Raw genomic sequence first — 17,160 nt, forward strand, 5'->3', positions numbered from 1 at the left:
AATAGATGAAATCCAGCCGCCCCAGTGGTGAGGGTGCCCAGCCCAGCAGGTAGTAGAAGACATAGACCAGAAGGATGCCGGTGAAGAATGTGGGCAGGGATACGCCCGCCGTCACCAGAACACGACACAGGTGATCGACCCACGAGCCTTGCCGCACCGCGGCCAGAACACCCAAGGGAATGGCGATGAGGCAGGACAACACCAGCGCCGACAGCGTCAGTTCGAGCGAGGCAGGCAGGCGCGCGGCAAGATCGGTCAGCACCGGTTGCCCTGTGCTGATCGACCGGCCTAGGTCGCCTTGTGCAAGATCGCCGACATAGAGGAAGAACTGCGTCACCAGCGGTTTGTCGAGGCCAAGCGCCTCGCGCACCTGCTGGATGGATTCGGCATCCGCCATGGCACCCGCGAAATAGACGGCCGGATCGCCGGGCAGGGCGCGGGTCAAGATGAAGCTGATCACGATCACCCCGATGATCACCGGCACGGTCTGTGCCAGCCGCATCCCGATCGCGCTCGTCCGCCCGGCCATGGCTCAGACCCCCGCCATGCGGCGCGGGTCAAGCTGGCGGTGAAACCAGAACTCGTAGCCCGACGCGCCATTGACCGCGACGTTCAGCGCCGGCTGATAGAGAGGGATGCGTGGCAGGTCGTCGATCACGATCTGGAACATCTTCTTAACCAGAGGTGCCCATTCGGGGTCGTCCATCGACATGTGCAGCGTCTGTTCGGTCAGGGCGTGAACCTCTTCATTGTCGTAGTTGGACGAATTGAACAGCCGGTCCTTCTGATAGGCCCAGAAGAAGTAGTAATCAGGCGTGTTCAGCCATCCACCGAAGTTTTCCAGATGGAAATCAAGCGACTTGTCGACCAGCGCCACGGTTCGCCAGTTGGCGCCGGGGATACGTTCGACACTGGTGGTGATGCCAAGCTGACCAAGGCTTTCCTGGATCAGCAGGGCTGTCGGCTCCATCCAGCTTGCCAGATCGAGGCTGATCGACATCTGCACCGGGAAGCCGCTCGCAAAGCTGGACGCCTCAAGGTGCTCGCGCGCCTTGTCCATGTCGGTGGCGTAGGGGAACGGGCGGGGCCAGGCGGTGTCGGTGATCTCGGTCGGGCCGCCCCACATCGGCGCACCGCGCCCGTAGGCGGCGGATTGGAAGATCGCCTCGTAGGGGATCGCATGGGCGATGGCCTTGCGCACATCGGGGTCCTGGAACGGCTCGAACTTGGTGTTGAGGCAGGCGCAGTGGATGCAGTTCTCGATCGGCGTCGAGAAAACGTCGACCGTCCCCACCAGTTCAGACGCATCGCGGTCTGGGATGTCGAACGAGACCTGCACGTCGCCCCGTTCGATCAGTGCGCGGCGGGTCGAATTGTTCGGCACCTCGCGCATGATGACGCGCCGGATCTCGGGCAGCGGACCGCCGGTCCAGGCATCGTTGCGGTCATAGACGATCTGCTGTCCTTGGTCCCAGCGCGTGACGGTATAGGCACCCGATCCAGCGGTGGTGGTGTGCAGGTAGTCCGTGGCCCATGGGTCGGCTTCGGTCGCATTGTCGATGGCCACCTTTGAGTTGATGATGAAAGGCACAGGTACGGCCAAATTCGGCAGCGACAGCATGGACGGGTAGTCCAGTCGCAGCACGAAGGTCCGGTCGTCCACCGCCTCGAACTGGTCGGGGCGGAAGAACCCACCGGCGCGCATTTGAGTGGACGGAAACCCGCCCACCGAGACCGCGCGGTCGAAGGACCATTTCACATCCGCCGCTGTCACGGGGCTGCCATCGGTGAAGGTGGCGTCGGATTTTAGCGTGAAGGTGAAGACCAGGCCATCGTCGGAAATTGTCCAGCTTTCGGCGAGTTCGGGCACGATGGTGTCGTAATCATACGACATCTCGCCAGTTGGCAATTGCCGCGACCCGAAGCCGACAAGCCGGTCATAGCAGTTGATCGCGACCTGGTAGCTGGCGCGGTTCGTGCCCGTTCGGTGCAGGTCCAGACTGTTGATCGTCTGGCCCGAGGCCACGACCATCGTCTCGAGGCCCTGTGCCTCTGCCTTGGTGGCCCAGGCGAAAGGTGTCATTGCCGCGCCGCCGAATGCGGCGGTCGTTGCGAGGAAATTTCTTCGATCGGTGTGCATTGGTGGCAGCCCCCTTGGCGTCGGTCATTGTTCTGCCGTGCAGCATGGCAGGTTACAGGCAGTTCGAAAAATGCTATGATTTCACCGATCCGGTGCATTCAATGCACCACTAAGGAAAGCGCGTGATGCAACACTTGGACACGTTCCGCCTTATCGAGGCAATCGCGCGCGCCGGATCCATCCGCAAGGCGGCGGAAGATTCGAACATCACCGCCTCGGCCTTGAACCGACGCCTGGCGCGGTTCGAGCGCGAGTTCGGGTCGCAGATCTTCGAACGGCTGCCGCGGGGCGTGCGTCTCAACCCGGCCGGAGAGCTGGTGTTGCAGCACTACCGCGCGCAACGCTCGGACCTGGCGCGCGTGAAAAGCCAGGTTGCCGATCTGACGGGGGTGCGAAGGGGCCATGTCACGATCGCCTGTTCGCAGGCACTCTTGCCCTTCTTCCTGCCGGAACAGATCGCGGCCTACCGCAATGCGCATCCGGGCGTGACCTTTGCCGTCAACGTGCGTGACCGTGAACAGGCCGAAGCGGAACTGGTCAGTTTCAGAAGCGACCTTGCGCTGGTGTTCGAACCCCGCGTGCTGGTCGATTTCCAGGTCCTGCACGCTATCCCACAGCCGGTTTGCGCGCTGTTTGCACGGGATCATCCGCTTGCCCAGCAGCCCGAACTGCGGCTGCGCGACTGTCTCGATCATCCGCATATCGCGCCTGCGCACAAGTACGGCGTGCGCGGTCTGCTCGACATGGCGGCCAAGCGGGTCGGGCGGACGGTGACGCCGGTAGTGGAGACAGAGTCTTTCGAGTTGATCCGCTACTACGTGATGCATGAGCGCGCAGTCGGCTTCCAGATTCCGATCGGTCTATCGGCCGAACGAGATACCGGGATGGTTTTCCGGCCAATCTCGGTACGTGACATGCCCCCGGGAAACCTGCTCCTTGGCCAGATGCGGGGGCGCGTCCTCTCCGTTGCCACATCGCGGTTCGCAGACCAGGTCGCGCTGGCGCTTGCGGAAATGTCAGGCGCGTGAGGCTGCGCTAAGCCGCAGGCCCTGCGGCGTCATTGGAAAATGCCCAGCAAACTGGATGAAGCACGCGGCTGCGTTCCGTCTTGTCGACCTTTTCAACCACCCGACGCAATGCTGCGCCGCCGCACTGTTTCGCTTCAGGTATCCGGCAGGAACCAATCGTCCGCAGCCATCACTTGATCGGCCAAGGGAACGGCAGGTTGATGAATATAGCAAACACAGTTTTCGAGTCTCGCATGACCCACTATTCCCTTGAGCGGAAACCATAAATCGGCGGTCACATCGGTTGGTCGAGGTGGCGTGAGATCCAGTCCTGTACATCGCCCAGGCGGGTACGGGCGACGGGAACAACCGTGTCGTCGCGCAGGCGCAATGTCATGCGTCCGTTGCTGCGTTCCGGTGTTACCACCTGGTCCCGGGCGACCCACCAGGACCGGTGTGGCTGTATTCCATCCTCGGGCTGTGTCTGCGCGACAAGATCGCTGAGCCGCGCCCGGAAGAGCTTGCGCGTGTCGGTCAGGGTCAGATGCACATGATGTTCGCGCGCCTCGATGTGGTGCAGATCGCGCAGGTCGATCTTTTCTCCGCCTACAACCAGGTGACGCGCCACGGTGGCGGTTTTGATCTCGGCCCGGACGCCGGGCATGATGAATTTGAAGAACACGGTTTCCAGGCCCTGAACCGCCAGGAAATAGAAATTCAGCTGCGACAGGACATCCTGCGGATAGTTTCCGTTGCTTGCAATATCGGCCGCCGTCTCGCAGAGCGCGACCGTGGGGCAGAGCGCGATCAGGCTCAGCAGGGGTGATGGGATCCGAAGCCTGGGTAGCGACCGGACGAGCGCAGCGGCACCGAGCAGTACGGCGTGATAGAGGCACAGGTAGAGGACCAGGGCGATGGGCCAGATGATGACGCTGAACCACATGGGCACATAGCTGCGGGCCCCCGACGGATCGGCGGCGAAGAAGGTCACCACGCAAAGCGCCATGAACACCATTGTCCGCTTGTGGAACAGGACATGGGTGAACAGCGCGGTGTCAAACGCCATTTTCCCACCGAGCAAGTCCCAGAAGCGAATTTCAGTTTTAAAAAGTCTTTCCACTACAAGGCGTTGATTCTCATACACTGTTGAACAAGACATTAATTTCCTTCCTGCGGGCGGGGCAATCTCCGTTTTCTCTTTGGTGAAACGGTCGCAGACACATGACAATTTGGGCACGATGCGATTGGCGGTCTTGCGCAGATAGACCGGCGGCGCCGGGGCGTTTGTTTGTTCGTTCTGCCCCGGGATTTGCACGGACGGCCGGAAAGGGCTGCTGCCACGGGTCGGGGCTGAACCGGTGATCTGTGATCAAAGCCAAGCCGAAATTTGCCGGACAAACCTTGCGGCTGACGCTCTGTGCCGGGCCTGCAAAACGGCGCATCTGACCGGTGCAAATTTTGCTTGGGAAAAGCGCGTGAAAGCGCTTGACGGGGCAGGGCGCTGACCATAGAACCCGCGACACGCCCAGATGCGGGCGGCAGTGAGCGGTTGTAGCTCAGTTGGTTAGAGTACCGGCCTGTCACGCCGGGGGTCGCGGGTTCGAGCCCCGTCAACCGCGCCACCACTGCCAAACGGATCAGCGTGAAATGCGCGGTTGTAGCTCAGTTGGTTAGAGTACCGGCCTGTCACGCCGGGGGTCGCGGGTTCGAGCCCCGTCAACCGCGCCATTTTCACCCTTCCGGATGACGCTCTTTACAGCGCCGAGAGAAACGAAAGCACTGCGTCGGTCGTGGCTTTCGGCGATTGGTCCGGAAAGAAGTGCCCGCCGTCGATCGCGGCATGCTCCATCGACACAAGCCTGTCCTGCCACGTCGCGGGCACATCCAGCAGTTTGGCCATCGCGCCGTCCTTGCCATACAGCACAAGCGACGGGCAGGTGACCTTGCGCGGCAGGTCCTGGGTGTCGTGAACCCAGTCGATCTCGATCGCGGCGCGGTAGTCGTGGCACATGGCGCGGATGCAATCGGGATCGCGCCAGGCAGCGCGGTAATCGGCAAGAAGTTCCGGGTCGAAATCCTCCAGCGAGGCTTTGCCGAATCCCAGCAGGCAGCGTTCGAAAAAGGCATCCGGGTCATGCCCGATCATGGTCTCGGGAAACGGCGCGGGCTGGGCAAGGAACAGCCAATGGTAATAGGCCTTGGCGATGTCGGTGGTCATCCGCGTCAAAAGATGCTCGGTCGGAACGATGTCCATCACGCACAGGCTGTGAACGGCCTCCGGGTGATCCAGCGCCATGCGATGCGCGGTGCGCGCGCCACGGTCGTGCCCGGCGACATGAAACCGGGAGTGACCCAGGGACTCCATGAGCAACACCATGTCCTGCGCCATGTGGCGAAAACTCATGTCGGCCATGTCCACGGGTTTGCTGCTTTCGCCGTATCCGCGCAGATCGGCGGCGACGATCGTGAAGGCCTGCGCAAGCGCCGGGATCAAGGGCCGCCACATCGCGCGGGTTTGCGGAAAACCATGCAACAGCAAAAGAGGCGGTCCGTTTCCGGCCACCTCGTATGCGATCACTTGCGTATGTGTCGTAAAGCTTCTCGTGTCGATCATTTCGGCGAGGAGGAAACCATCACCGCACCGGCCCAGTCAATCTCTGCGATCCGATTGCCTTTTTCCTGCGCAAAGGCGACGATGTCGACAGGACCGTCAAGGCCGGCCATCTGGTAGCCCGCCTGGATGTGGCTTTCATCCAGGGCACTGACACCAAGGGCCACCGCCGCGCCGACGACCAGCCCGACCGCGTTGCGGCGTCCGGTGGCGCGCGGGTTCACGATGCGCAGCATGTTGGCGATGTAGAAAATGATCAGGCCGATGATCAGAATCGAAATGCCGTTCATCGCATGCCCCAGGAACGGACCAGGCCAACCGGACCGGATCAACAGGTCCTGAACCGTTTCCGGGTTGTTGGCGGCAAAGAGCGCCGTCACGGCAAGGGCAAAACCGACCCCCAACATCACGATCGGCTTGTCCGTCTTTTTCAGGCGCCTGGATTTCTCCATCTCCCACGGCTGACGGAATTCCTTGGCGCTTTTGGGCATGGCGGCAAACGCAGGGTCCAGCCGCTTGATGCGGCTTTCGAAATCGTTGCGATCCTGCTTTTTCAATACATGTCTCATGGGATTAACCATTCGCTAGGAATTGTGACCAGAATGGGAACCTGTTGCGTCCCTTCTGCGGTAATTCCCGCCAAGTTTAGGAGGCGCGCCTGCGTCAGCTTCCCGTTTCCGCCGTCACTCCTTGCTGAGAGCATCCAGGATACGCGCCCAGCTGCGCGCGCCCTTGTGGAAACTCTCGACGTCGTATTTCTCGTTCGGGCTGTGGATCTGATCGTCATCCTTGCCGAAGCCGATCAGCATCGATTCGGTTTCGAGAAGCGACTGGAAATAGCCGGCGACCGGGATCGACCCGCCCGAGCCGATAAAGGCCGCCTCATCCGGCCATTCATCGCTCAGGGCCTTGCGGGCGGTTTCGAACATCGGGTTGTCGATCGACATGACCGAGGCCGGGGCCGCGCCGTCGCTGTTGAAACTGATGTCGCAATCGGGCGGCAGCATCGCCTGCACCATCTCGCGGAAGCTCTGGTCGATGGCGTGCGGGTCCTGGTCGCCGACAAGACGGAAACTGATCTTGGCGTGGGCCTGCGACGGCAGGACCGTCTTGAAGCCCGCGCCCTGGTATCCGCCGCCAATTCCGTTCACCTCGCAGGTCGGCCGCGCCCAGAGCATTTCCAGCGCGCTGCGTCCGGCCTCGCCCGCCAGCTCGGACAGGCCGACATCCTTGAGGAACGCGGTGTGGTCAAAGCCAAGCATGTCCCATTGCGCGCGCATCTCGTCGGGGATCTCGTGCACACCGTCGTAAAAGCCGGGCACCGTCACGCGCCCTTCGTCATCGTGCAGGGCGGCGATGATCCGGGTCAGCACGCGGATCGGATTCATTGCGGCGCCGCCATACATGCCGGAATGCAGATCGCGGCTGGGGCCGGTTATGGTGATCTCTTCCTTCAGCATCCCGCGCAGCATGGTGGTGATCGCGGGCACCCGGCTGTCGTAAAGCGTGGTGTCGCAGATCAGCGCGATGTCGGCCCTGAGCTCTTCCGCGTTGTCCTTGAGGAACGGGATCAGGGACGGTGAACCTGATTCCTCTTCGCCCTCGAAGAAGAAGGTGATCTTGCAGGGCAGGCTGCCATGTTCCGCGATCCAGGCGCGGCAGGCTTCGACAAAGGTCATCAGCTGTCCCTTGTCGTCCGAGGCGCCGCGACCTCGGATCACGCGTCCCTCTGGCGTGTCTTCCACCTTGGGGTCGAACGGGTCATTGTCCCACAACGCGAGCGGATCAACCGGCTGCACATCGTAGTGGCCGTAAAACAGAAGATGCGGACCCGGCCCGTCGAGATGTCCCACCACCATCGGATGCCCGGGCGTTGCGCGCTTGGACGCGGTTGCGCCAAGAGAGGTCAGGTCGGCCACCAGCCAGTCCGCCGCAGCGTCACAATCTGCCTTGTAGGCGGGATCGGTGGAAATCGACGGAATCCGCAAGAAATCCATCAGCCGGTCAAGGCTGTCCTGCAGATTGGAATCAATGCGCTTAAGTACGGGATCTACGGACATGGGATTGCTCCTGTTGCGGGTCTTTTTTCGGATTTGCGGCGACCGTATCACCGGCAATCCCACTGTCCAGACCGCGTTGCATCGGTCCTGCGGCAAGAATGATGCGCGCGAAATGCAGTTTTTCGTCCGGTTGATGCGATTGCCACCGCGGACTTGACCCAGATCAAGGCTGCGACGGTTGGTCATTCCCTAGAAACATTGTCATGCGGGGATGCGATCTATATCCATTCTAAAACGTGAATGCGACCCGGGGCGACGAAACCGGCCCTCGAAGATCGCAGACTGAAGGAGATGCCGGTGAGCTATTCAGCCAAACTCGACCAAGCCCTCAACCGTTTGCACGAAGAGGGACGGTACCGGACCTTTATCGATATCGAGCGTCAGAACGGGCAATTCCCGCACGCGGTATGGCGCAAGCCCGACGGGTCCGAGCAGAACATCACCGTGTGGTGCGGCAACGATTACCTAGGCATGGGTCAGCATCCGGCAGTTCTGGCGGCGATGCACGAGGCGCTGGATGCGACCGGCGCAGGATCGGGCGGCACACGCAACATCTCCGGCACGACCGTCTATCACAAGCGGCTCGAATCAGAGCTGGCGGATCTGCACCAGAAAGAGGCGGCGCTGCTGTTCACCTCCGCCTACATCGCCAATGATGCGACCCTGTCCACGCTGCCGAAACTGTTCCCGGGCCTGATCATCTATTCCGACGCGCTCAACCACGCGTCGATGATCGAAGGTGTGCGGCGCAATGGCGGGGCCAAGCGGATTTTCCGTCACAACGACATGGATCACCTGCGCGAGCTGCTGGCCGCCGACGATCCCGACGCGCCGAAGCTGATCGCCTTCGAATCGATCTATTCGATGGACGGGGATTTCGGCCCGATCGAGGCGATCTGCGATCTCGCGGACGAGTTCGACGCGCTGACCTATATCGACGAAGTGCACGCGGTGGGCATGTACGGCCCCCGTGGCGCCGGCGTGGCCGAGCGGGACGGTCTGATGGACCGCATCGACATCATCAACGGCACACTGGCCAAGGCCTATGGCGTGATGGGCGGCTATATCGCGGCCTCGGCCAAGATGTGTGACGCGATCCGGTCCTATGCGCCGGGCTTCATCTTCACCACGTCGCTGCCGCCAGCTGTCGCGGCCGGCGCGGCGGCCTCGGTGGCGCATCTCAAGACCGACCAGGGCCTGCGCGACCAGCACCAGCTTCAGGCGCGTATCCTCAAGATGCGGCTGAAAGGCCTGGGGCTGCCGATCATCGACCATGGCAGCCACATCATTCCGGTGATCGTCGGCGATCCGGTTCACACCAAAAAGCTGTCCGACATGATGCTCGACCGGTTCGGCATCTACGTTCAGCCGATCAATTTCCCGACCGTTCCGCGCGGAACAGAGCGGCTGCGCTTTACGCCGTCGCCGGTGCACGGACCCAGAGAGATTGATACGCTGGTGCAGGCCATGGATGAACTTTGGGCGCATTGTGCGCTGAATCGCGCCGAACTTAGCGCTTAAGCCACGGAATCAGTGCTATAAACCTTGTCGTGTGCTAGAGTATGCTCAATAACATGCGCGACTCGACTCATCGGGAACGCGCGGGTCAGGCAGCGTGTATCCGATAAGAACGGCAAGGGGCAGCGAGTATGATTGGGCGAAAAACCCCAAAACCATCGCAGGATGTGACTGAACCCAAACCGCGTGGTTTCGATGATTTCGAACTCAGGCTCGGGGATGTCATGCGAGGGGAACGCGCCACCCTTGGAAAATCGCTTTTGGACGTGCAGCGCGAACTGCGCATCAAGGCCAGCTACATCGCGGCCATCGAAAACTGCGATCCCACCGCCTTCGACACACCCGGTTTCATCGCCGGGTATGTGCGATCCTACGCGCGGTATCTGGGCATGGACCCGGATGACACCTATTCCGTCTTCTGCGCCGAAAGCGGGTTCGAAACCGCGCATGGCATGTCTGACGCGGCCTCGTCACGCAAGAAAGCCGAACTGCCCATCGCTCCGGCTGCGGCGCGCGACCCGTTCTCGCACCCGGCGTTGCCCTTCGCTCCCAGCAGCGACTCGTTCCTGTCCCGGATCGAACCGGGGGCCATCGGATCGACCCTCGTGCTGGTCCTGCTTCTGGGCGGTCTGGGCTATGGCGGATATTCGGTCCTGCAAGAGGTGCAGCGCGTTCAGCTTGCGCCGGTGGACCAGACGCCGGTCGTTCTGTCAGACCTTGACCCGTTGCAGCCCGCCATCGCCCCGCGGGACGACGCGGCAGAGCCGACCGAGACCGTGGCCGATGCGACAGGCAGCGGGGCGGGCGTGTTCACCCCGCCCACCAGCATGGATTCCTTCGACCGGCTCTACCGTCCGCAGGCGCTGGACGTGCCGGTGCTGGTTGCGCGCGATGCGCCGATCTCGACGCTTGATCCCAACAGCGTCGGTGCCTTTGCACAGGCATCCCGGCAGGCTCTGCCCTCGGTGGATCTCGAACCGGCCGAAAGCCTGACCGCGTCGCGGGTCGGGACAAGCGGTGCGCTGCCCGAAAACGGCGTGACGCTGATCGCGGCGCGTCCGGCCTGGGTGCGGGTGCGAAGCGCCGACAGGACCATCCTGTTCGAAACCGTCATGGCCGCCGGCGACACCTGGACGGTGCCCGCCACGGAAACCGATGCATCGTTGAATGTCGGTGAAAGCGGCGCGGTGTATGTCGCCGTCAACGGCCAGACCGTGGGCCCGGTGGGCCCGTCAGGCACGGTGACATCCGACCTGCTCCTGGACGGCCCGACACTGGCCGCCGCGCTTGAACCGGCCGATCTGCGAAGTGACGGAGACCTGTCGCGCGTGCTGGCGCAGTTGGGAACGGACAGCACCCAGCCGACGATCGGCCAGCCGAAAATCCTCGAAGACAGTGCTCCGGGTGTGACCCTCGTGGCCGTGCGACCGGCCTGGATCCGGGTGCGGGCGGCGGATGGCAGCGTGATCTTCGAGACGATCATGAACGCGGGCGACACCTACCAGGTGCCCGCGACCGAAGAGGCGCCGACATTGCGGGTGGGCGAATCCGGAGCCATCTACTTTGCAATGAACGGGCAGACCTATGGACCGGCCGGTCCGCGCGGATCCGTCACGTCGAATGTTGCCTTGTCGGTTGATGCGCTGGCGCAAACCTACTCGGTCGCCTCGATCGAAGCGGACAGCGATCTGGCCCGGGTCGTGGCTGAGCTCGATACCCCGCTGGTCACCGACTAGGCATCGCAGCCATCAGGATTCACGCTTGAAGCACCCCGTCTGCGGGCCTAGCTATAGCTATCAGGAAACTGTAGAGTCTGCTGGACACGCTTCGCCGAAGGAGGGCTGCATGAGCCTCAATCACATTCGCCCGTGGCGCAACATCTACCGCCGGAAATCGCGCCAGATCATGGTGGGCAATGTGCCGGTGGGGGGCGACGCGCCGATCACCGTCCAGACCATGACCAACACGCTGACACCGGACGTGAAAGCGACCATCGCACAGGTGCAGGCCGCGGCGGATGCGGGCGCCGATATCGTCCGGATCTCGATCCCCGACGAGGACAGCTCCAAGGCATTGAAGCAGATCGTCCGCGAAAGCCCGGTGCCGATCGTGGCGGACATCCATTTTCACTACAAGCGCGGCATCGAAGCGGCCGAGGCGGGCGCGGCCTGTCTGCGGATCAACCCCGGAAATATCGGCTCCGAGGCGCGGGTCAGGGAAGTCATCAAGGCGGCGCGCGACCACAATTGTTCGATCCGCATCGGCGTGAATGCCGGGTCTCTGGAAAAGCACCTGCTGGACAAGTATGGAGAGCCATGTCCCGATGCGATGGTCGAGTCCGGTCTGGATCACATCAAGATCCTGCAGGACAATGATTTCCACGAGTTCAAGATCAGCTGCAAGGCCTCGGACGTGTTCATGGCCGCAGCCGCATACCAGCAATTGGCCGATGCGACAGACGCGCCGATCCATCTGGGCATCACCGAGGCGGGCGGGCTTGTCTCCGGAACGATCAAGTCGGCCATCGGTCTGGGCAACCTGCTGTGGATGGGCATTGGCGACACGATTCGTGTGTCCTTGTCCGCCGATCCGGTGGAAGAGGTGAAGGTCGGCTACGAGATCCTGAAATCCCTGGGCCTGCGGCATCGCGGCGTGAACATCATCTCCTGCCCGAGCTGCGCGCGTCAGGGCTTCGACGTGATCAAGACCGTCGAGACTTTGGAAAAGCGGCTCGAGCACATCAAGACGCCGATGAGCCTGTCGATCATCGGGTGCGTGGTGAACGGCCCCGGCGAGGCGTTGATGACCGATGTCGGTTTCACCGGCGGCGGCAACGGGTCGGGGATGGTCTATCTTGCGGGCAAGCAAAGCCACAAGATGTCGAACGAGCAGATGGTCGAACACATCGTCGAAGAGGTCGAAAAGAAGGCGGCCGAGCTCGAGGCGGTCAATGGGCAGGAAGCGGCGGAGTAGGGGGCAAGCCGCTTCGAAGCGGCTTGGTCCAAGCGCGTTCGCACGCGCTTGACACGCGGTTTGCAAACCGCGTCACACAAGGCGGTTCAAACCGCCTTGCACGCATATCCCGGGCCGGTCAGCGTTCTTGACGGGCGTCGGCGACGATTTCCTGCATGGCCTCAAGCGGCACATATCCCCGGATCAGCTGATCGCCCATCACGAAGGACGGCGTGCCGTTGATCTGAAGCGCCTGCGCCAGAGCGCGGGTGTTTGCCAGCTGTTCGGTGACGTCCGGGCTGTCCATCGCGGCGATCACCGCATCCGCATCAAGGCCAAGCGTGTTGGCCAGGCGCTGCAGAACGGTGTCGTCCAGATCGCCGTTCAGCACGATCAGCGCTTCCTTTGCCGCCTTGTAAGCCTCGTCCCCGGCCACTTCGCGCACGGCAAGGGCGAACCGCGACGAGATCACCGAGTTTTCGCCTAGGATCGGCAATTCCTTGGCAACGTAGCGAATGTTGCCATCCAGTTCGAGCAGTTCGGCGACTTCCGGGTGCGCCCGGCGGCAGAAGCCGCAGCGATAGTCGAAGAACTCCACGATGGTCACGTCCCCTTCGGGATTGCCGCCAACCCAGGAATAGCCGTCATTGAAGATCGCCTCGGCGTTGTTCTCGATCAGGGCGACGTCGCCTTGCGCCTGTTCGGCGGCCTGCCGGTCTTCCAGGACCTGCACGGCTTCCATGATGACCTGCGGGTTTTCCAGCAGGTAGGCCCGGACCTGTTCCCCGAAGGCGGCGCGGTCGGCGTCCGACATGTCGGACAGATCAAGGTCGGCGGCCGAAACGCCGGAGGCCAGAACGAGGGCGAGGAAGGACGAGGCAAGACGGGTTTTCAACATGGGGTTCTCCAAGGATCAGGCTTAGCGCCGGTCGGCGCGTTGAGCGGCACTTAACACATCCTGCGCGCGTTGCCACGGGCCGGATCCGCGCGGCAGGGCACCTTCGGCCCGCTTGGCGTGGATCGCGGCGTCTGAAAGGCGGCCCTGCAGGGCATAGCGTTCGGCGGTGACAAGCGATGCCATCGCGTTCTGGCCGGTCTTGGCATAGGCCACTGCCAGGTCGCGCAGGATGCGGGTATCGCCGAAATCGCGGCCCCGCGCTGCTTCGAGCGTGCGCAGGGCCTCTTGCGGGTTGTCGACGGCAAGGTAGGCACGGCCCAGCCCGCCCAGGATCAGCGGTTCGCGCGGCGCCAGCCGGGCGGCTGTGGAATAGACCTTGACCGCATCGGCGGCGCGGCGCGATTCCAGCAGGATCTGGCCCTTGAGTTCGCGCAGGAAGGGATCGTTAGGGCGCGTCGTGATGGCGGCGTCGATCTGGCTGAGTGCCCGACCCAGATCGCTTTGCCGGTGATAGGCAACGGCCTTGCGCATCTGCGCGATATCCGCGCTGCCGCTGTCATCTGCGCGGCGCAGCGTCCAGCCCGGCGCGCGGGTAAAGGCGGTGAGCTTGCCCTTGGCTCGGGCGAACCAGTAGTTCGCCGCCGGGTCCGGCGGGGTTTGGGCCGACGCTCCTGCGACAAGACCCTTGAGCGCGCGCAGCCGGTCCCGGGTCAGGGGGTGTGACCGCATGTAGGGATCCTGACGGCTTTCCGACAGGGCCTCCTGGCCGCGGAACAGATCCTGGACCTCGATCGCTCCCTGCGGGTCGATGCCCGCGCGGACAAGATAGCGAATCGAACTGATATCGGCCGAGGATTCCTCGGCACGTGTATGCGCCAGAAGGTTGCGCAGCGCCGAGGATTGCAGCCCGATGCCCAGCCCGATGGCGGCGCGCCCGCCGCCTGACACCGCCGCGGCGGCGGCCAGGGCCATGCCCAGCCCGGCAGCGGTGCGCGCGGTCTGCATGTTGCCCAGCCGGCGCGAGATGTGACCGTTGGCGATATGTGCGGCCTCGTGGGCGATCACCGCCTGAAGCTGCGCGGCGGTGTCCAGCTTGGTCAGGAGACCGGAATGGATGAAGATATGCTGCGTGTCGACAATGAAGGCGTTCAGGCTGCTGTCGTCGATCAACAGGATGCGCACCTGGTTGGGGCCGAGTCCCGCGGCCCGCAGAACCGGCGCGCCCAGTTGCTTGAGCGCGTGTTCGATATCGGCATCGCGCAGCAGGGTCGCGGCGCGCGCAGGGGCGGTGGCGATCAGCGCGCCCAGGCACAAGGCCAGTCCGGTCACCCGCAAGAGGTGCAGCGTTGCGTGATACATTGACGTTGCCCTGTCTTCGCCCCTAGGTCTGCTGCCGACACTGTAGGAAGAGAATGATGCGGAACTCAAGCCGGGGGGCGGTCGATCCCTTTATCGTGATGGACGTGATGGAGGCCGCGCGGCAGGCCGAAGACGCGGGTCGTCACGTCATCCACATGGAAGTGGGCCAGCCGGGCACGCCGGCGCCGGCCCTGGCGCGAAGCGCTCTGCAAAGCGCGATGAGCGCGGATGCGCTGGGATATACCGTCGCGTTGGGCCTGCCCGCGCTGCGCCAGCGCATCGCGCGGCTTTACGGCGACTGGTACAATGTCGATCTCGACCCGGCGCGCGTGGTGGTCACACCCGGATCCTCCGGCGGTTTCATCCTTGCGTTCACCGCGCTGTTCGATGCGGGCGACCGGATCGCGCTCGGCGCGCCGGGCTATCCGTCCTATCGCCAGATCATGAAATCGCTCGATCTGCTGCCTCTCGAGGTCCAGACCCGGGCCGAGGCGCGTTTCCAGATGGAGCCGTCTGACCTCGAGGGGCTGGACTATCAGGGCATGATGGTGGCCTCGCCCGCCAACCCCACCGGCACGATGCTGGGCAGGGAGGCGCTTGGCGCGCTGATCGGCGCGGCGCAGGAGCGGGGCGCGGCGTTCCTGTCGGACGAGATCTACCACGGGATCGAGTACGAGCACAAAGCCGTCAGCGCGCTTCAGATCAGCGACGATGTCTGCGTGATCAATTCCTTTTCCAAGTATTTCAGCATGACCGGCTGGCGTGTCGGCTGGCTTGTCCTGCCGCCGGGCAACGTGCGGCAGGTCGAACGGCTGGCGCAGAACCTGTTCATCTGCGCGCCGCATGCAGCACAGGTGGCGGCGCTGGCGGCGATGGATGCAGGCGACGAGCTCGAGGCGAACATGGATGTCTACCGCGAAAACCGTCGCCTGATGATCGACGGGCTGCCGAAAGCCGGGTTCGACCGGATCGCGCCGCCCGACGGGGCGTTCTACGTCTACGCCGACGTCTCGCACCTGACCGATGACAGCCGCGCCTTCGCCCGTGCCATCCTCGACGAGGCCGGGGTGGCGGTGACGCCGGGGCTGGATTTCGATCCTCTGCGTGGCGGGGGCACCTTGCGGTTCTCCTATGCGCGGGCGACCGCGGACATTGCCGAAGGGCTTGATCGCCTGCAGCGATTCATGCGCGAGAGGGGCCACATCGACTGAGGCATGCGCGACGGGCATGCGCGGGCTGCCCTTCAGGCTGTCCCATCGGGATCGAATCCGGTATGATGACGTCAATGGCCCGGTGAGAGGCCTTGGTGGTGTCATGAGCGGTCTTCTGAAACATGTCCTGACGGCTCTGCTGTCCTTTGTTCTGGCAGGGCCTGCTTTGTCGCAGGACCTTGGCGCGCTGGCGCGGTTCCTCGACGGTCGGATCTCGGACACGTGGCGCGGGGCAGAGGTGCAACTCGAGATCAGTCAGGGTGTGCCGTGGCGGGTTTTCACACTGACCGGCCCCAATCGTCTGGTGATGGATTTCCGCGAGGTCCAGTGGGGAGACGTCGCGCAGGACACTCTGAACGATGCGAAACGGGTCAAGACCCTGCGGATGGGCGGGTACCGTCCCGGATGGTCGCGGCTCGTCGCCGAACTGGCCGAGCCGATGGCGGTGCAGAGCGCGGAACTCGTGACCGACAGTTCGGATGGCGGGGCGACGATCACGGTGCGGCTCGAAGCTGCAGACCAGGCCGCGTTTGACCTGCACTCGGGTGCGCCGCGCGACCCGCGCTGGGACCTGCCGGCACCGGCGATTGTCGAAGCCATGCCGCCGCGCGATCCGAACCGGATCAGGATCGTGCTGGACCCCGGCCATGGTGGCATTGATCCGGGGGCCGAGCGCGAGGGCATCACCGAAGCCGACCTGATGCTGACCTTCGGGCGCGAATTGCAGGACGTGCTGCGCCGTGCCGGCGGCTTCGACGTCTTCCTCACCCGCGACGGCGATTACTTCGTCTCGCTCGAGGCCCGGGTGGCGCGGGCCCGCGATGCCGGGGCGGATGTGTTCATTTCGCTGCACGCCGACGCTCTGGCCGAGGGTGAAGCGCGCGGCGCCGCCGTCTATACCCTGTCCGAGGACGCGTCGGATGCGGCTTCGGCCGCGCTGGCCGAACGGCACAACCGCGACGACCTGCTGGCAGGGATCGACCTGAGCCAGTCGGATGACCGCGTGGCCAATGTGCTGATGAGCCTGGCGCGGCTGGACAACATGCCCCGAAGCGTGGCGCTTGCCGAGCATCTGGTGTCGGGGATGCGCAACGCGGTCGGACGGGTGCACAAGCGGCCCCTGCGCAGCGCCGGGTTCTCGGTGCTCAAGGCGGCGGACATCCCGTCGGTGCTGCTCGAAGTCGGGTTCCTGTCCACCGAGGAGGATCTGAAGAACCTCAGCGATCCGATCTGGCGACAGGGCATGGCAGCCGGGATCCGCGACGGGTTGATCGCCTGGCGTGACGAGGACAGGGCGCTGGCACCGCTGCGGCGCAATTGAAGCATGCCTGTGACCCTGCGTCATAGGCAACCGAATGCCGGTTCGAACGGCAATGTGTTTTGACCATTTCGCCCCAATTCTGT

Annotated in this window: 14 protein-coding genes and 2 tRNA genes; 8 read left to right on the plus strand and 8 right to left on the minus strand. The window is 63.5% G+C overall.

What is annotated here, in order from left to right:
* Together LCF60_RS15580 and LCF60_RS15585 are read right to left on the minus strand one after the other, a co-directional pair.
* Positions 1–529, minus strand: a 529-nt coding sequence (locus tag LCF60_RS15580) for an ABC transporter permease (protein ID WP_292292998.1), incomplete at its 3' end; no start/stop codon positions are given.
* A 3-nt stretch (positions 530–532) separates the two neighbouring features.
* Positions 533–2,083, minus strand: coding sequence for an ABC transporter substrate-binding protein (locus LCF60_RS15585; RefSeq protein WP_292292999.1), 1,551 nt, complete (start codon positions 2,081–2,083; stop codon positions 533–535).
* A 182-nt stretch (positions 2,084–2,265) separates the two neighbouring features.
* Between LCF60_RS15585 and LCF60_RS15590 the strand changes: the two genes are divergently transcribed.
* On the plus strand, positions 2,266–3,168 hold the full coding sequence (locus LCF60_RS15590) for a LysR family transcriptional regulator (protein WP_292293002.1): 903 nt from the start codon (positions 2,266–2,268) through the stop codon (positions 3,166–3,168).
* 274 nt (positions 3,169–3,442) lie between these two features.
* Here LCF60_RS15590 and LCF60_RS15595 read toward each other — a convergent pair whose 3' ends face one another.
* Positions 3,443–4,213, minus strand: coding sequence for a LytTR family DNA-binding domain-containing protein (locus LCF60_RS15595; RefSeq protein ID WP_292293003.1), 771 nt, complete (start codon positions 4,211–4,213; stop codon positions 3,443–3,445).
* A gap of 479 nt (positions 4,214–4,692) precedes the next feature.
* Between LCF60_RS15595 and LCF60_RS15600 the strand changes: the two genes are divergently transcribed.
* Together LCF60_RS15600 and LCF60_RS15605 are read left to right on the plus strand one after the other, a co-directional pair.
* Positions 4,693–4,769: transfer RNA gene (locus tag LCF60_RS15600), tRNA-Asp, on the plus strand.
* Positions 4,770–4,798: 29 nt separating this feature from the next.
* A tRNA-Asp gene (locus tag LCF60_RS15605) sits at positions 4,799–4,875 on the plus strand.
* Between the two features lie 25 nt (positions 4,876–4,900).
* Here LCF60_RS15605 and LCF60_RS15610 read toward each other — a convergent pair.
* The 3 genes from LCF60_RS15610 to LCF60_RS15620 form a co-directional block, all read right to left on the minus strand.
* Complete coding sequence (locus LCF60_RS15610; protein ID WP_292293005.1) at positions 4,901–5,761, minus strand: alpha/beta hydrolase; 861 nt, start codon at positions 5,759–5,761, stop codon at positions 4,901–4,903.
* The gene (locus tag LCF60_RS15615; protein WP_292293006.1) at positions 5,758–6,327 is read right to left on the minus strand and encodes a hypothetical protein; all 570 of its coding nucleotides are present in this window, start codon (positions 6,325–6,327) and stop codon (positions 5,758–5,760) included. The genes LCF60_RS15610 and LCF60_RS15615 overlap by 4 nt, the downstream gene beginning before the upstream one ends.
* 114 nt (positions 6,328–6,441) lie before the next feature.
* Entirely contained in the window at positions 6,442–7,818 is a 1,377-nt protein-coding gene (locus LCF60_RS15620; protein ID WP_292293007.1) for a dipeptidase, read from the minus strand.
* Positions 7,819–8,115: 297 nt separating this feature from the next.
* Between LCF60_RS15620 and hemA the strand changes: the two genes are divergently transcribed.
* From hemA to ispG, 3 genes are all read left to right on the plus strand, one after another.
* On the plus strand, positions 8,116–9,339 hold the full coding sequence (gene hemA, locus LCF60_RS15625; RefSeq protein WP_292293008.1) for a 5-aminolevulinate synthase: 1,224 nt from the start codon (positions 8,116–8,118) through the stop codon (positions 9,337–9,339).
* A gap of 164 nt (positions 9,340–9,503) precedes the next feature.
* Positions 9,504–11,072 (plus strand): helix-turn-helix domain-containing protein, encoded by a 1,569-nt coding sequence (locus tag LCF60_RS15630; protein ID WP_363318421.1) that lies wholly within the window; start codon positions 9,504–9,506, stop codon positions 11,070–11,072.
* 109 nt (positions 11,073–11,181) lie between these two features.
* Positions 11,182–12,309 carry a flavodoxin-dependent (E)-4-hydroxy-3-methylbut-2-enyl-diphosphate synthase gene (gene ispG / locus LCF60_RS15635; protein ID WP_292293011.1) on the plus strand — a complete coding sequence of 376 codons (1,128 nt, stop codon included), beginning with the start codon at positions 11,182–11,184 and terminating at the stop codon, positions 12,307–12,309.
* Positions 12,310–12,427: 118 nt separating this feature from the next.
* Here the strand turns inward: ispG and LCF60_RS15640 are convergent, their stop codons facing one another.
* On the minus strand, positions 12,428–13,186 hold the full coding sequence (locus tag LCF60_RS15640; protein ID WP_292293013.1) for a DsbA family protein: 759 nt from the start codon (positions 13,184–13,186) through the stop codon (positions 12,428–12,430).
* 21 nt (positions 13,187–13,207) lie between these two features.
* Positions 13,208–14,545: a M48 family metalloprotease gene (locus LCF60_RS15645; RefSeq protein WP_292293015.1), complete on the minus strand. Its 1,338-nt coding sequence runs from the start codon at positions 14,543–14,545 to the stop codon at positions 13,208–13,210.
* A gap of 56 nt (positions 14,546–14,601) precedes the next feature.
* On the opposite strand from LCF60_RS15645, the gene LCF60_RS15650 reads away from it, so the two are divergent.
* Positions 14,602–15,756 (plus strand): aminotransferase class I/II-fold pyridoxal phosphate-dependent enzyme, encoded by a 1,155-nt coding sequence (locus tag LCF60_RS15650; protein ID WP_292293050.1) that lies wholly within the window; start codon positions 14,602–14,604, stop codon positions 15,754–15,756.
* A gap of 103 nt (positions 15,757–15,859) precedes the next feature.
* Entirely contained in the window at positions 15,860–17,077 is a 1,218-nt protein-coding gene (locus LCF60_RS15655) for an N-acetylmuramoyl-L-alanine amidase (RefSeq protein WP_292293017.1), read from the plus strand.
* Positions 17,078–17,160 lie beyond the last annotated feature (83 nt).

Origin of the sequence: Marivita sp., assembly GCF_020055635.1 — a bacterium.
Taxonomy (GTDB): Bacteria; Pseudomonadota; Alphaproteobacteria; order Rhodobacterales; family Rhodobacteraceae; genus Marivita.

Coding starts and splice junctions, on each gene's coding strand:
- LCF60_RS15610 (WP_292293005.1), bottom strand. CDS start 5,761: ATGATCGACACGAGAAGCTTTACGACACATACGCAAGTGATCGCATAC.
- LCF60_RS15640 (WP_292293013.1), bottom strand. CDS start 13,186: ATGTTGAAAACCCGTCTTGCCTCGTCCTTCCTCGCCCTCGTTCTGGCC.
- LCF60_RS15590 (WP_292293002.1), top strand. CDS start 2,266: ATGCAACACTTGGACACGTTCCGCCTTATCGAGGCAATCGCGCGCGCC.
- LCF60_RS15620 (WP_292293007.1), bottom strand. CDS start 7,818: ATGTCCGTAGATCCCGTACTTAAGCGCATTGATTCCAATCTGCAGGAC.
- LCF60_RS15615 (WP_292293006.1), bottom strand. CDS start 6,327: ATGAGACATGTATTGAAAAAGCAGGATCGCAACGATTTCGAAAGCCGC.
- ispG (WP_292293011.1), top strand. CDS start 11,182: ATGAGCCTCAATCACATTCGCCCGTGGCGCAACATCTACCGCCGGAAA.
- LCF60_RS15595 (WP_292293003.1), bottom strand. CDS start 4,213: ATGGCGTTTGACACCGCGCTGTTCACCCATGTCCTGTTCCACAAGCGG.
- LCF60_RS15585 (WP_292292999.1), bottom strand. CDS start 2,083: ATGACACCTTTCGCCTGGGCCACCAAGGCAGAGGCACAGGGCCTCGAG.
- LCF60_RS15645 (WP_292293015.1), bottom strand. CDS start 14,545: ATGTATCACGCAACGCTGCACCTCTTGCGGGTGACCGGACTGGCCTTG.
- LCF60_RS15655 (WP_292293017.1), top strand. CDS start 15,860: ATGAGCGGTCTTCTGAAACATGTCCTGACGGCTCTGCTGTCCTTTGTT.
- LCF60_RS15650 (WP_292293050.1), top strand. CDS start 14,602: ATGCGGAACTCAAGCCGGGGGGCGGTCGATCCCTTTATCGTGATGGAC.